The 13,315-nt window shown below is 53.6% G+C and carries 14 protein-coding genes; 5 read left to right on the top strand and 9 right to left on the bottom strand.

The window, feature by feature from the left end; translation table 11 throughout:
- Positions 1-6 precede the first annotated feature (6 nt).
- The 3 genes from KAJ71_RS07975 (at position 7) to KAJ71_RS07965 (ending at position 2,229) form a co-directional block, all read left to right on the top strand.
- Positions 7-732 carry an amino acid ABC transporter permease gene (locus KAJ71_RS07975; RefSeq protein WP_248945222.1) on the top strand — a complete coding sequence of 242 codons (726 nt, stop codon included), beginning with the start codon at positions 7-9 and terminating at the stop codon, positions 730-732.
- A gap of 1 nt (position 733) precedes the next feature.
- Positions 734-1,474: an amino acid ABC transporter permease gene (locus tag KAJ71_RS07970; RefSeq protein WP_248945221.1), complete on the top strand. Its 741-nt coding sequence runs from the start codon at positions 734-736 to the stop codon at positions 1,472-1,474.
- 194 nt (positions 1,475-1,668) lie between these two features.
- Positions 1,669-2,229, top strand: a complete 561-nt coding sequence (locus KAJ71_RS07965; RefSeq protein WP_248945220.1) for a YagU family protein — start codon at positions 1,669-1,671, stop codon at positions 2,227-2,229.
- A 46-nt stretch (positions 2,230-2,275) separates the two neighbouring features.
- Here the strand turns inward: KAJ71_RS07965 and yieH are convergent, their stop codons facing one another.
- Positions 2,276-2,941: a 6-phosphogluconate phosphatase gene (gene yieH / locus KAJ71_RS07960; protein ID WP_248945219.1), complete on the bottom strand. Its 666-nt coding sequence runs from the start codon at positions 2,939-2,941 to the stop codon at positions 2,276-2,278.
- A 212-nt stretch (positions 2,942-3,153) separates the two neighbouring features.
- Here yieH and KAJ71_RS07955 point away from each other — a divergent pair, with 212 nt between their 5' ends.
- Positions 3,154-4,491: an NCS2 family permease gene (locus tag KAJ71_RS07955; RefSeq protein ID WP_248945218.1), complete on the top strand. Its 1,338-nt coding sequence runs from the start codon at positions 3,154-3,156 to the stop codon at positions 4,489-4,491.
- A 38-nt stretch (positions 4,492-4,529) separates the two neighbouring features.
- On the opposite strand, the gene KAJ71_RS07950 is transcribed toward KAJ71_RS07955, so the two are convergent.
- The 8 genes from KAJ71_RS07950 to rpmH form a co-directional block, all read right to left on the bottom strand.
- Positions 4,530-5,582 (bottom strand): alpha/beta hydrolase, encoded by a 1,053-nt coding sequence (locus KAJ71_RS07950; protein WP_248945217.1) that lies wholly within the window; start codon positions 5,580-5,582, stop codon positions 4,530-4,532.
- 92 nt (positions 5,583-5,674) lie between these two features.
- Positions 5,675-6,241, bottom strand: coding sequence for an NADPH-dependent FMN reductase (locus KAJ71_RS07945; protein ID WP_248945216.1), 567 nt, complete (start codon positions 6,239-6,241; stop codon positions 5,675-5,677).
- Positions 6,242-6,429: 188 nt separating this feature from the next.
- Positions 6,430-7,149 carry a 4'-phosphopantetheinyl transferase family protein gene (locus KAJ71_RS07940; RefSeq protein ID WP_248945215.1) on the bottom strand — a complete coding sequence of 240 codons (720 nt, stop codon included), beginning with the start codon at positions 7,147-7,149 and terminating at the stop codon, positions 6,430-6,432.
- 226 nt (positions 7,150-7,375) lie between these two features.
- Entirely contained in the window at positions 7,376-8,740 is a 1,365-nt protein-coding gene (gene mnmE, locus KAJ71_RS07935) for a tRNA uridine-5-carboxymethylaminomethyl(34) synthesis GTPase MnmE (protein ID WP_248945214.1), read from the bottom strand.
- Between the two features lie 112 nt (positions 8,741-8,852).
- A complete protein-coding gene (gene yidC / locus KAJ71_RS07930) occupies positions 8,853-10,493 on the bottom strand; it encodes a membrane protein insertase YidC (protein ID WP_248945213.1) in 1,641 nt (546 codons plus the stop codon).
- A gap of 2 nt (positions 10,494-10,495) precedes the next feature.
- Positions 10,496-10,753 carry a membrane protein insertion efficiency factor YidD gene (yidD, locus tag KAJ71_RS07925; protein ID WP_248945212.1) on the bottom strand — a complete coding sequence of 86 codons (258 nt, stop codon included), beginning with the start codon at positions 10,751-10,753 and terminating at the stop codon, positions 10,496-10,498.
- Positions 10,717-11,076 (bottom strand): ribonuclease P protein component, encoded by a 360-nt coding sequence (rnpA, locus tag KAJ71_RS07920; RefSeq protein ID WP_248945211.1) that lies wholly within the window; start codon positions 11,074-11,076, stop codon positions 10,717-10,719. Before rnpA ends, yidD begins: the two co-directional genes overlap by 37 nt.
- 18 nt (positions 11,077-11,094) lie before the next feature.
- Positions 11,095-11,235, bottom strand: a complete 141-nt coding sequence (rpmH, locus tag KAJ71_RS07915; protein WP_248945210.1) for a 50S ribosomal protein L34 — start codon at positions 11,233-11,235, stop codon at positions 11,095-11,097.
- Between the two features lie 684 nt (positions 11,236-11,919).
- Here rpmH and dnaA point away from each other — a divergent pair.
- Entirely contained in the window at positions 11,920-13,314 is a 1,395-nt protein-coding gene (dnaA, locus tag KAJ71_RS07910) for a chromosomal replication initiator protein DnaA (protein ID WP_021181394.1), read from the top strand.
- Position 13,315 lies beyond the last annotated feature (1 nt).

Genomic DNA, 13,315 nt, shown 5'->3' with positions numbered 1-13,315 from the left:
CCTCGTATGAATCTGCAACAACTCTCAGACTGGCTGTTGGCGCCGCAGTATCTGAGCTGGCTATGGAATGGCTTCTTGATGACCTTATGGCTGTCGGCCTGTGCCGGGCTGGCGGCAACGCTGCTGGGTTTTGGCCTGGCGGCGATGAGAGACAGCAGCCTGCGCCCCTTGAGCTGGCTGGCGGTGGCCTACAGCGCACTATTTCGCAATACTCCTCTGCTGGTGCAACTGTTCTTCTGGTATTTCGCCGCCGGGCAAATCCTGCCCTCCTTCGCCATGCAATGGCTGAATACCCCCCATCAGTTAGGTTTGCTCGAGTGGCCCTCGTTTGAATTCCTGGCAGGGTTCTTCGGCCTGACACTTTATTCCACCGCGTTTATTGCCGAAGAGATCCGTTCCGGCATCCGTGGCGTCGCCAGTGGGCAAAAGCATGCAGCCTACGCGCTAGGGCTGACCGGCTGGCAATCGATGCGCTATGTGGTGTTGCCGCAGGCGTTGAAAATCGCTTTCCCGCCGTTGCTGGGGCAGTACATGAACGTGATTAAAAACTCATCGCTGACCATGGCGATTGGCCTTGCTGAGCTGTCTTACGCTTCACGTCAGGTGGAAACCGAAACTCTGCGAACCTTCCAGGCGTTTGGCGTGGCGACGGTGCTGTATATCGCCATTATTGCCCTGTTGGAAGGTTGGGGCATGTGGCGTCAACAGCGCAAACCGCTGGGGGGACACTAAGATGGACTTTACCGTTATCCAGGAAAACCTGGGTTACCTGCTGTGGGGCACCTTCCCGGATGGGCCTTTGGGCGGTGCTGCGTTGACGTTAGCGATCAGCCTGATGGCCGGGCTGGCGTCGGCGATCCTGGGGACGCTGCTGGGTGTCGCATTGACGATGTCACGCGGTGTGTTGGCTGGGTTATTGGCGATGGTGCTGGGGTTCTTCCGCGCTATTCCGGTGATCATGCTGATTTTCTGGACTTACTTCCTGCTGCCGATAGTGTTTGGCGTTGATATCCCGGAAATTACCACCGTGGTATGTGCGCTGGCGCTGATCGCTTCGGCCTATCTGGCCCATGCGGTAAAAGCGGGCATCGTAGCAATCGGTGCCGGGCAGTGGCAAGCGGGGCTATCGCTCGGTTTAAACCGCTGGCAGGTGTTGCGGATGATCGTCTTGCCGCAGGCGCTGCGCATGATGGTGCCTTCGTTTATCAATCAGTGGATCTCGCTGATTAAAGACACTTCTCTGGCGTACATTGTCGGCGTGGGGGAGTTGACCTTCCTGGCTACGCAGGTTAATAACCGCAGCATGGTTTACCCGATGGAGGTGTTCCTGTTTGTGGCGCTGGTCTATTTTATTTTCTGCCTGACGTTGGACCTGCTGGCGAACGGACTGAACAAACGCCTTAGCCCGCAGACCAAAGCGCTAAAACGCAGCTGGTGCTGGTGGCGTAATCGGCCACCGTTACCGGCTAGTTAATCAGGCTACAGTAGTTATACCCTGGCTAATTAACATGGTCGGGGGTGCTTGACGTATTATAAGGATTAATAATTTTTATCGTTTTACGTTAAATTTATGATTAGGATCAATGCATTGCGCTTTTGTCATGCAGCTCGAATTATTTAGAGTATAAACAAGAGTGATTTATATATTTCCATTGGATGGTTATCATTATGAAAATTAGTGCGTTATTTATAAAAACGGATCCAAGTCGGCGGCGCTATGGCGTTGCCTTGTTTGTTGGCATTATTGGCGGGATCCTCTCTGCTTTTGTCAAGTGGGGGGCTGAGGTTCCGCTACCGCCAAGAACCCTCAGTGATGGTCGGGCTGAATTTAACCCGCCCTATCTTTTTTTAAGAGATTATCTTGGGATAGATCCAACCGGTACGGTATATACCTTTTCTGAGCATATTATTAATCCGGTTATGGTTACGCACGTCATATTTTCGTTGGTCTTTGCTATCGGTTACTGCTTGGTTGCCGAAGTTTTTCCAAAGATCAAACTTTGGCAGGGGGTGTTGGCGGGCATCATTGCCACCGTTGCCGTGCATGGCATTAGTTTCCCTCTGCTTGGTTTGACTCCCCCGCTTTCAATGCTGCCCTTTGATGAGTACCTTTCAGAAATTTTGGGGCATATATTTTGGTTTTGGGTGATTGAGATAGTACGCCGGGACTTGCGTAACAGAATTACCCATGAGCCTGATGCCGAAGTTCCGCTGGGATCCTATCGTTAATGGATATAGTTCAGCGGGGTGTTTTCCCGCTGAATATTAACGTGGTTTAACGGGTAAGCTGCCAACCCCGCTGTTGCCACAGCGCAGGCAGCTGTGCCAGATCGTCAAACGTCGTCACCAACGGGTGATCGATCGGTTTATTATGAGGATCGGCACAGAAGTAGAACACGGGAATGCCTGCCGCGATCCCTGCCTGTGCACCGGCAACAGAATCATCCACCAAAATACAGCGCTCTACGGGCACCTGCATCTGTTGGGCGGCATGGAATACGATGGCCGGATCGGGTTTCCAGCGTTGAATATCGTAGCCGCTGAACAACCGGTCATCAAAATAGGACAACATGTCGGTTAACCCTAAAGAATGTTGCATTTTGCTCACCGGGCCGTTAGAAACGGTGCACATAGGGGCATTTATCTGCGCCAGCAGCTCGCGCGCACCGGTAATCGGCTGGAGCTCGGCATCAAACAGACGGGCCACTTCCTGGCGAAAAATCGGCTCCAGATCGCTGGCGGGTAAATTTACCCCTTGCTCGGCGTTAACCCGCTCAATGATCTCGTAGAGCTTGATCCCTTTGTACTTTTTAAATGCCTCTTCCAGCGCCAGCTCGACGCCGTAGTGGGCAAACATATGTACATAGGCTTTGCTGCACAGCACTTCGCTGTCTACCAGCGTGCCATCGCAATCAAATAAAACACATTCAACCTGATTCATTGGGGTAAGCGCCCTCGGTTAAGTCATGACTGCTGTTACTTTAACCGGATCGCCGCAGATTGTCCCTCTTTGGCGAGCAATCTCAATAAATACAAGTTGTTGGCAGTTTTAGCCGTAAAGATGGCGAAAAAAACCTGTGAGCGAGGTCAAAATCCGGGCTTTTTGTTATAGGATAGCCAGCGACAGTCCTAATCCCTCTTCGGAATTCTATAATGAGCAAACAAGATCTCAGCCTTGATGCCAATCAGGGCTTGCTTGAGCGCGTGTTTAAACTCAAGCAGCATGGCACCACGGTACGTACGGAAACGATTGCTGGCATCACCACCTTTTTAACCATGGTGTATATCGTGTTTGTTAACCCGCAGATCCTGGGCGCGGCGGGCATGGACACTCAGGCGGTGTTTGTCACCACCTGCCTGATCGCCGCTTTTGGCAGTATCCTGATGGGTTTGCTGGCTAACCTGCCGGTGGCGTTGGCTCCGGCGATGGGCCTCAACGCGTTCTTCGCGTTTGTGGTGGTCGGTGCGATGGGTATTTCATGGCAGGTCGGCATGGGCGCTATTTTCTGGGGCGCAATCGGTTTCCTGCTGCTGACTATTTTCCGCATCCGCTACTGGATGATTGCCAATATCCCGCTGAGCCTGCGCGTGGGCATCACCAGCGGTATCGGCTTGTTTATCGCCATGATGGGGTTGAAAAATGCCGGTATCGTGGTCGCTAACCCGGATACGTTGGTAGCGGTAGGCAATCTGACCTCTCACAGCGTGCTGCTGGGAGCCTTGGGCTTCTTTATTATCGCGGTGCTGGCTTCGCGTAATATTCATGCGGCGGTACTGGTTTCTATCGTGGTGACCACGCTGATCGGTTGGGCATTGGGCGACGTGAAATATGGCGGCGTGTTTTCCATGCCGCCGGATGTCACCTCCGTGGTCGGCCAGGTGGATATCGCCGGAGCGCTGAATATCGGCCTGGCAGGCGTGATCTTCTCCTTTATGCTGGTCAACCTGTTTGACTCCTCGGGTACCCTGATCGGCGTGACCGACAAGGCGGGCCTGACGGATGAAAGCGGTAAGTTCCCGCGTATGAAGCAGGCGCTGTACGTGGACAGCATCACCTCGGTCGCCGGTGCTTTTGCAGGCACCTCTTCGGTTACCGCCTATATTGAAAGCTCCTCCGGGGTGGCCGTCGGTGGGCGTACTGGCCTGACCGCCGTGGTGGCGGGCATTCTCTTCCTGCTGGTGATTTTCCTGTCACCGTTAGCGGGAATGGTGCCAACCTATGCAGCTGCGGGCGCGCTGATTTATGTGGGGGTGCTGATGACCTCCAGCCTGGCGCGGGTGAAGTGGGAAGACATGACCGAAGCGGTTCCGGCCTTTGTGACCGCCGCCATGATGCCTTTCAGCTTCTCGATCACCGAAGGGATTGCCCTGGGCTTTATCTCTTACTGCATCATGAAGTTGGGTACCGGCCGCTGGCGTGAGATTAGCCCTTGCGTGATTGTGGTGGCGCTGCTGTTCGTGCTGAAAATCGTGTTCGTTGACGGGCATTAATGCCCGTCAACGAAGGGGGCGCAAGCCCCTTGTTACTCTCAAGCGCCTGGTGAGGCATCCTGTTCTCTACCCATTATCCAGCGTAGCGGCCGGTTATAACGCGTCTGCCAGCCACCTATCCTATCTTCCCCCTCGGCAAAATTGGCAATCTCGACCTGATTTTTGCATCTGAACAAGTCAGCAAAATTAAGGGCCAATGCCCGATCGTTGAAATTCTGCCGATCATAATAGGCAATCATGATGCGTTTATTTTCTGCCAGTGAATGTTTCGCCGGGGGAAGGTGGCCCTTCGGGGCAATCAGCAGTGCTCCGGAATAAAACTGCGGATAATTGGCCATCAGGTTAGCGGCGTGTAGCGCCCCCTGACCACGGGCGGTCAGGTAAACCTGTTGGGGATTAAGCTTCAGCTTGGGGCCCAGGCTTTGTAGGGTGCGTTGAATGGCGTTCTGGGTGCTGGTAGAGCTGTAGTTAGACCAGCGAAAGCTCCCTTCCTCCAGCATCTGGGTGCCGTTTATCTCAATATAGGCGACCCCGGCCTCGGTAAACAGCAACCGATCCTCTGGGATGATAGTGGCGGCTTTCCCGTAGGGATGAAGGTAGACGATGGTTGGCCAGCCTCCGGTTGGGGGCTCGCCACTCGGTACGGCATAGTGAGGTTTACCTTCAAACTTTGCGGCGTGTTGCTGATAGCGCGCTTTGGTGGTTGCCAGAATTGAACGGTAGGTGTCACTTTGCTGAATGCTACTGAACGCGTTATCTTCCAGCAGGTTGTAGTAATACCACAATCCTCGCTTGGCGCTAAGTTGCAGATAACGTTCGGCTAGCTCGGTCTGGCCCTGTTCGGCCGAGGATGCAGCCAGTTGAAAGGGGGCCCAGATATTACGGCCATCTTCACGCATCAGCGTCAGGTATAACGAGGTGGCTCCGGCTTTTTTATCTTCCTGACTGTAGGCTGAGCGGGGCAATGGCTTACTCAGCGGACTATGGATAGGCAGCTCTAGTGGCTCTTCTCCCTCAGGATAAAGCATTGGTGAGGCAAACAATGGACTGGTGGAAAAAGCCAACAATATGGCTAAAATAAAAAAAGGCATAATTTTATAACTTTATTTTTCAATAATATTAATGAGAAAACGATTAAAAGCGGCGCCTTCGATAGTGTTATCTCGGCGCGCCGCCTGGCAGCTTATTTTACACGGCGGATATAGTCACTGAATGCGGACAGTTGACCGGTCAGGAAATCCCGCGTGCCTTGGTCCACCAGTTCACCTGCTTGCTCATCAACCTTATTCTGTATCACTCCCCCCATAAACTCAGGTTTGTTGATCACCATGGCATCCAGGAACACCAGGATCTGCCGCAGGTGATATTGGCAACGTGCACCGCCAATCGGCCCCATTGAACTGGTCTGGATCGCCACCGGTTTGCCGGCCAGCGGTTGGTTAGGCAAACGGGACAGCCAGTCGATGGCATTTTTCAAGCCGCCTGGCACAGAGTAGTTATATTCTGGCGTTACGATGATCACGCCGTCAGCCTGGCGGATTTGTTCGGCAATGGCTTCTACCGTGGCTGGGAAAGCCTCTTCTTGCTGGAGATCTGCGTCGTAAAGTGGGATATCGCGGATGGAGGGAAGGGCTTCGATAGTGACACCCTGAGGAGCTAACTGAGGTAAAGCGCGTGCGACTATGGCGTTATAAGAGCCTTTACGCAGGCTCCCCAGTAGCGTAACGATCTTTAGTGCTTGCTCTGACATTATGATTCTCCCTTTTCTGATGAACAGACTCAGCTTAGAACAACCAGCAGATAATAGGGCAAATAGGGGATGTATCCTAGGTAGAGTCTAAGTCTTTATCTGTTTTTACAATTCAAAGCAGTAAGTCATGCGTTAAGGAAAGTTTTGTTTCGTATATTCCCCCGAAGGCAGACGTTAAATCGGTGCTTTCAACGTGTAACAGAAGCGAGGCTGGTCAGTTTTAAGAAATGTGTGGAGAGGGGCGGGTTGCGCGGTGAAATTTCGTCGCATTTCTGTAAGCCCTGGCTTTCGTCATATTGCCAGCAGATCAGCCGATCCAAGCCAGGCTGATGGGCGCAGGCCCAGCTGAGATACTCACCGGCATCACTCATGACGTGCACGTTGGGCAGGGTGTTGCAGCGTAATTGGCCCGAAAAAGGGTGCAAATTCAGCAAGCCCTGGCCGCTGTTACCCAAGCCAGCCAGTTTCAGCACGCATTGGCGGATGCTCCACAGCTGGGTTTCGGCTTCCAAGCGGTCGTGCTGTGCCGCAATCCACGCGTTTTCCGTGGTGCTGGAGTATTGATGCAGTAGGTTGTGGCTCCGTGCGCGCATCACCTCAATATCCAACCCTACCTTGCCTTCCAGGCTCAGTAGCACGCCTATGGTATTGCCTGCATAGGCGAGGCTGAAGTCAGGCAAATGATGATCGGCAAAACACGGGCGTCCGGTCGGTGCCGTAGCAATCGGGGGAAGTATCGGGATACCATACAAATAAAATATCATTTCGGCCAACAGGATACGGCCTTGCAAAAAACGTCGGCGGCGCTTAACAGAAAAACTGGCAGTTCTTTCAATCAGCTCGTTAGATAGCCGTTGGGTCTGTAAATGCTCTGCAACCGTATCCCATCGGATAAAATGACAAGCCATTGTTCACTCCATGACCGAGGCTTATGAAAAACTGGAACGTTAGAGTAAGCATTACGTTAAGATTTTTCATTAAAAATTCGAATAATCCTTTTCTTAATTATTCTTCTCTTGAATGAAAAAATGGCGGCGCAGCCGGAGTGCCGTGCGGTGGCTCTTGGGGCTGATTTGTCGCGCATAAAAAAGCCAAGTATTAACAGTGAGTTAATGCTTGGCTTTGGACGCTGGGTTACTTACCAATACAGAAGCTGGAGAAGATGCGCCCGAGCAAGTCATCGGAGCTAAATTCCCCGGTGATTTCGCTCAATGCCTGCTGTGCCAGCCGCAGTTCCTCGGCCAGCAGCTCCCCCGCGTAAGCGCTCACTAACTGTTCTTTACCCTGCACCAGATGCTGTGCCGCCAGCTCTAGTGCCTGCAAGTGACGGCGGCGGGCCAGGAAGCCGCCTTCCATATTGCTGGTGAAGCCCATGCTCTGCTTCAAATGGTCGCGCAGCAGGTCGATCCCCTCACCGGTACGCGCCGACAGGCGAATAAGTGAGTGACCATTTACTTCGCTCAGACCTAATGGCTCGCCGGTGATATCGGCCTTGTTGCGCACTACGGTGATCGGTAAGGTACTTGGCAGGCGTGCCATAAATTCTGGCCAGATCTCGGCGGGTTCGGTGGCGGCGGTGGTTGTGCCATCCACCATAAACAGCACGCGATCTGCCTGTTCGATCTCGTTCCAGGCACGTTCGATGCCGATACGTTCAACTTCGTCGCTGGCTTCCCGCAGCCCGGCGGTATCGATAATGTGCAGTGGCATGCCATCGATATGAATATGTTCGCGCAATACATCGCGCGTGGTGCCAGCAATATCGGTAACGATAGCCGCTTCACGCCCAGCCAACTCATTGAGCAGGCTGGATTTCCCGGCGTTTGGCCGCCCGGCGATCACCACTTTCATCCCTTCACGCAGCAGGCTGCCTTGACGCGCCTCGGCCCGCACGCCGTCCAGATCGGTCATCACGCCGTTCAGTTGGGCTTCGATTTTGCCGTCTGAAAGGAAGTCGATCTCCTCATCTGGGAAGTCGATTGCCGCTTCTACATAGATGCGCAGGTGAGTGAGCGCTTCCACAAGCTGATGGATGCGGATGGAAAAAGCGCCTTGCAGCGAGTTCATGGCTGAACGGGCAGCCTGTTCGGAACTGGCATCGATCAGATCGGCAATGGCTTCGGCCTGGGCCAGATCCAGCTTGTCATTGAGGAAAGCGCGCTCCGAGAACTCCCCAGGGCAGGCAATCCGCATGTCTGGCAGCGCCAACACGCGTTTGAGCAGCAGATCGAGGATCACTGGCCCACCGTGGCCCTGCAGTTCCAGCACGTCCTCACCGGTAAAGGAATTGGGGCCGGGGAACCACAGTGCTATCCCCTGATCCAGCGTGCTGCCTTCGGCATCACGGAACGGCAGGTAATCGGCATAACGCGGTTTTGGCAGCTTACCGAGCACCGCCATGGCGACGTCTTTGGCTCCGCGGCCTGAAATGCGCAGAATGCCGACACCGCCGCGTCCGGGCGGAGTAGCAAGAGCAGCGATGGTATCGGTGGTGTTCATAGCGGCTATCTCTCTGACAATATGCAAAAAGGCGGTCTAATGACCGCCTCTACTGGCAACGTGACTTGTGTCGTAGGGGCATAAGCCCCTACGGGTGTTGCCTAACTCAATACTAGACTTTCTTCTTGTCGCGGCTGTGCAGACCACGTTTTTCCAGCCCGCGGTAAATCAGCTGCTGCTGGACGATGGTCACCAGGTTACTGACGATATAGTACAGCACCAGACCAGACGGGAACCACAGGAAGAACACTGTGAAGATCACCGGCATAAAGGTCATGATTTTCTGCTGCATCGGGTCAGTGACGGTGGTTGGTGACATCTTCTGGATGAAGTACATGGTCACACCCATCAGCACTGGCAGGATGTAGTACGGGTCTTGCGCCGACAGGTCATGGATCCACAAAATGAACGGCGCATGACGCAGCTCAACCGAGCCCATCAGCATGTAGTACAAGGCCAGGAAGATTGGCATCTGGATAACCAGCGGCAAGCAACCCCCTAACGGGTTCACCTTCTCAGCTTTGTACAGCGCCATCATTTCCTGGCTCATACGCTGCTTGTCATCACCGATACGTTCACGCATTGCCTGCAGTTTTGGTTGCAGCATACGCATCTTGGCCATCGAGGTGTACTGCGCTTTGGTCAGCGGGTACATGATGCCGCGCACGATGAAGGTGATGATGATGATCGAGAAGCCCCAGTTGCCGATGAAACTGTGAATGAACTTCAGCAGTTTAAACAGCGGTTGGGAGATGAACCACAGCCAGCCGTAATCGACGGTCAGATCCAGATGCGGTGCCAGTTGGGCCATCTGATCTTGCAGCTCCGGGCCAACCCACAGGGTGGCATTCAGCTGCTTCTCAGCGCCTGGCTGTACAATCACTGGTTCAGCTTTAAAGCCGATGGCAGACAGGTTGGTACCTGGCTTGGCTGTATAGAAGGTGTTGTTGCCCTGAGTCTGCGGCACCCACGCGGTGGCGAAGTACTGTTGCAACATGGCAACCCAGCCGCCTTGAGTGGTGACGCTCAGGTTCTCATCCTTGTCGAACGCATACTTTTGGTATTTGTCTTCGCTGGATGAGTAAGCCGCACCACGGAAGGTGTGCAGCGCAAAGTTGTTGCTGCCGGTATCACGATGCTTAGGCAATTCGGTAGTCTGCTTCAACTGGCCAAACAGGGTCAGTTCCAGCGGAGTTGCGCTTTTGTTGACGATGGAGTAGTCCACGCCAACGGCATAATGGTTACGCTTGAGCACGAAGGTCTTGGTGAAGACCGAGCCGTCTTTGCCGGTAAAGGTCAGCGGAATACGCAGTTCATCCTGGCCATCAGCCAGCGTGAAGGTATCCTGCGCCGTCTCAAACAGAGGACGCTCGCCGTTGGCCGGGTTATCCGGGCCGTCTCTGCCGGTCAGGCCGCTTTGTGCCTGGTAAACGAATGACGGAGTGGATTCCAGCAGCGTAAATGGAGTCGATGAACCCAGGGTATCCGGGTAGGCCAACAGTTTAGCCTGCTCGATATCGCCACCACGGGTATTGATGGTCAGCGACAGTACGTCAGTGTTAACGGTAATCAGTTTACCCTGGCCACTGCCTGGTACAGCTGAACTTGCGGCATCACCGGTTGCTGGGTTCGCAGTCTGTTGCGTGGTCTGGGTGGCTGCTGGTTGCGGAGCGTTGTCCACTTGCCAGGCCTGCCAGATCATGAAAGACACGAACAGCAGAGCGATGAGGAGAAGATTGCGTTGCGAATCCATCGTTAGTGTTCTCTGTTATCGTCGATTTTCGGCGGCACGGGATCATCGCCACCTGGGTTCAAAGGATGGCATTTTAATACGCGTTTCAATGTCAACCAACTGCCTTTTAACATGCCAAACCTGCGTAATGCCTCAATTGCGTAATGAGAACATGTTGGCTGGAAGCGACAACGTGGCCCAAGCAGCGGGCTGAGAACGAGCTGATACGCCCGAACCAGCCCGATCAGGATGCGGGAGCCTGGCGACAATGGCGACGCCATAATTTTTCCAAAGCTTCCGTCAGTGCATGGTTATCCAAATCCGCTATCCCTTTTTTGGCCACCACCACAAAATCCATCGCCGGTAGCTCGTGCTGACGTAAACGGAAGCTTTCGCGGGTTAGGCGTTTGATCCGGTTGCGTTCATGCGCGCGTTTGACGTGTTTTTTAGCGACGGTAAGACCGATGCGGGGATGCCCCAGCTGGTTCAGGCGGCCGAGGATGGTGATTTGCGGCGTGCCAGCCCGTTGTGGCTGCTGGAAGACGAAAGTGAAATGAGTGGGAGTTAACAAACGTAACTCCCTAGGAAAAGCGAGCTTAACCACTCAGCAGATTAGCTTTTATTACTTAGAAGCAGTCAGACGAGTACGGCCTTTCGCACGACGGCGGGCCAGAACTTGACGACCATTCTTGGTGGCCATACGAGCACGGAAACCGTGGCTACGGTTACGCTTCAGTACGGACGGTTGGAAAGTGCGTTTCATAGCGATTTCTACCTAAACTTAAATGAAATACTGATAAGTCAAATGCGTTTGGCTACTCGGCGTGAAGATGACCGACGCCTCAATCGCAATACATAAAGAGGCGGGATTGTAATAATTGTACAGTCCTGAGTCAATTCACATCGCGCTAGCCTACCTGGTTGTCTGCCAATTCGGAGTAAAATCCGGTGTTGGCCCGTGGTCACCGCAGAATCCTGTCTTGGCTAAATGACTCACCATTAAGGAACCAGGTATCACACGTGGGCGAAGATTATACGGACTCGGGGGTAAATCACAAGGATCTCCGTACGATCCTGCGTGTTTTCTGCAAGGATCCTCGTGGATAACCGGGTATAACCTGTGAAATGCGCTAAAACACGGCCTGACAGGCTCAGATCTCATCGGTGTCGATCCTGGGTTGGTTAAAAACTAGGCACTCTTCATGGGCTGTGGATAAAATGGATCTAATCTGTGATGAAGGGGAGGATCTCTTGCTCGGATTGCGCTATGATCCGTCATTCCGATCACGATCCGAAATCAGGATCGTTAAGGGCGTAAACCGTGAAAGGCGGTTCGCATACCCTACAGGTTTTTCAGCCGATACCGGGCGTGTGTCAAAAATCATGAGTTATAAAAAAGTAGCCTGATTCTTTTCTTTTTATTGATCTTGTTCGAGTGGAGTCCGCCGTGTCACTTTCGCTTTGGCAGCAGTGTCTTGCCCGATTGCAGGATGAGTTACCTGCCACAGAATTTAGTATGTGGATACGCCCATTGCAGGCGGAACTGAGTGACAATACCCTGGCGCTGTATGCGCCCAATCGCTTTGTGCTGGATTGGGTTCGCGATAAGTACTTAAACAATATCAATGGCCTGTTGAATGATTTCTGCGGTACGGATGCGCCGCTGTTGCGTTTTGAGGTGGGCAGCAAACCACTGACACAAACCCTCAGCCAGCCTGTGATGGCCAGCGTCAACAGCGCTCCGGTAGCCCCGGTGGTGCGCACGGCTGCACCGTCCCGCCCAAGCTGGGACAACGCGGCACCGCCGCCTGAGCTTTCCTATCGTTCCAACGTCAACCCCAAGCACACCTTCGATAACTTCGTTGAGGGTAAGTCTAACCAGCTGGCTCGTGCTGCGGCGCGGCAGGTGGCAGACAATCCAGGGGGCGCTTATAACCCACTGTTCCTGTATGGCGGTACTGGCCTGGGTAAAACGCACCTGTTGCATGCAGTAGGCAATGGCATCATGGCGCGTAAGGCCAATGCCAAAGTGGTCTATATGCATTCGGAACGCTTCGTGCAGGACATGGTCAAGGCGCTGCAAAATAACGCCATTGAAGAATTCAAACGCTACTACCGTTCGGTGGATGCGTTGCTGATCGATGATATTCAATTCTTTGCCAACAAAGAGCGTTCACAGGAAGAGTTCTTCCATACCTTTAACGCCCTGTTGGAAGGTAATCAACAGATCATCCTGACCTCGGATCGCTATCCAAAAGAGATCAACGGGGTGGAGGATCGCTTGAAATCCCGCTTCGGCTGGGGCCTGACGGTGGCGATCGAGCCGCCGGAACTGGAAACCCGCGTGGCGATCCTGATGAAAAAGGCTGATGAGAACGATATCCGTCTGCCAGGCGAAGTGGCGTTCTTTATCGCCAAACGCCTACGTTCCAACGTGCGTGAGCTTGAAGGGGCGCTGAACCGGGTGATCGCCAACGCCAACTTTACTGGCCGTGCCATCACCATCGATTTCGTGCGTGAAGCGCTGCGGGATCTGCTGGCGTTGCAGGAAAAGCTGGTCACCATCGACAATATTCAGAAGACGGTGGCCGAGTACTACAAAATCAAAATCGCGGACCTGCTGTCTAAACGGCGTTCGCGCTCGGTTGCCCGCCCGCGCCAGATGGCGATGGCATTGGCAAAAGAGCTCACCAACCACAGCCTGCCAGAAATCGGCGATGCGTTTGGTGGCCGCGACCATACTACGGTGTTGCACGCCTGCCGGAAGATCGAGCAGCTGCGTGAGGAAAGTCACGACATCAAAGAAGATTTCTCCAATTTAATCAGAACATTGTCGTCATAGC

This window comes from Serratia silvae, from assembly GCF_023282985.1.
Lineage (GTDB): Bacteria > Pseudomonadota > Gammaproteobacteria > Enterobacterales > Enterobacteriaceae > Chania > Chania silvae.
This window is presented reverse-complemented; position numbering and strand designations above follow the sequence as displayed.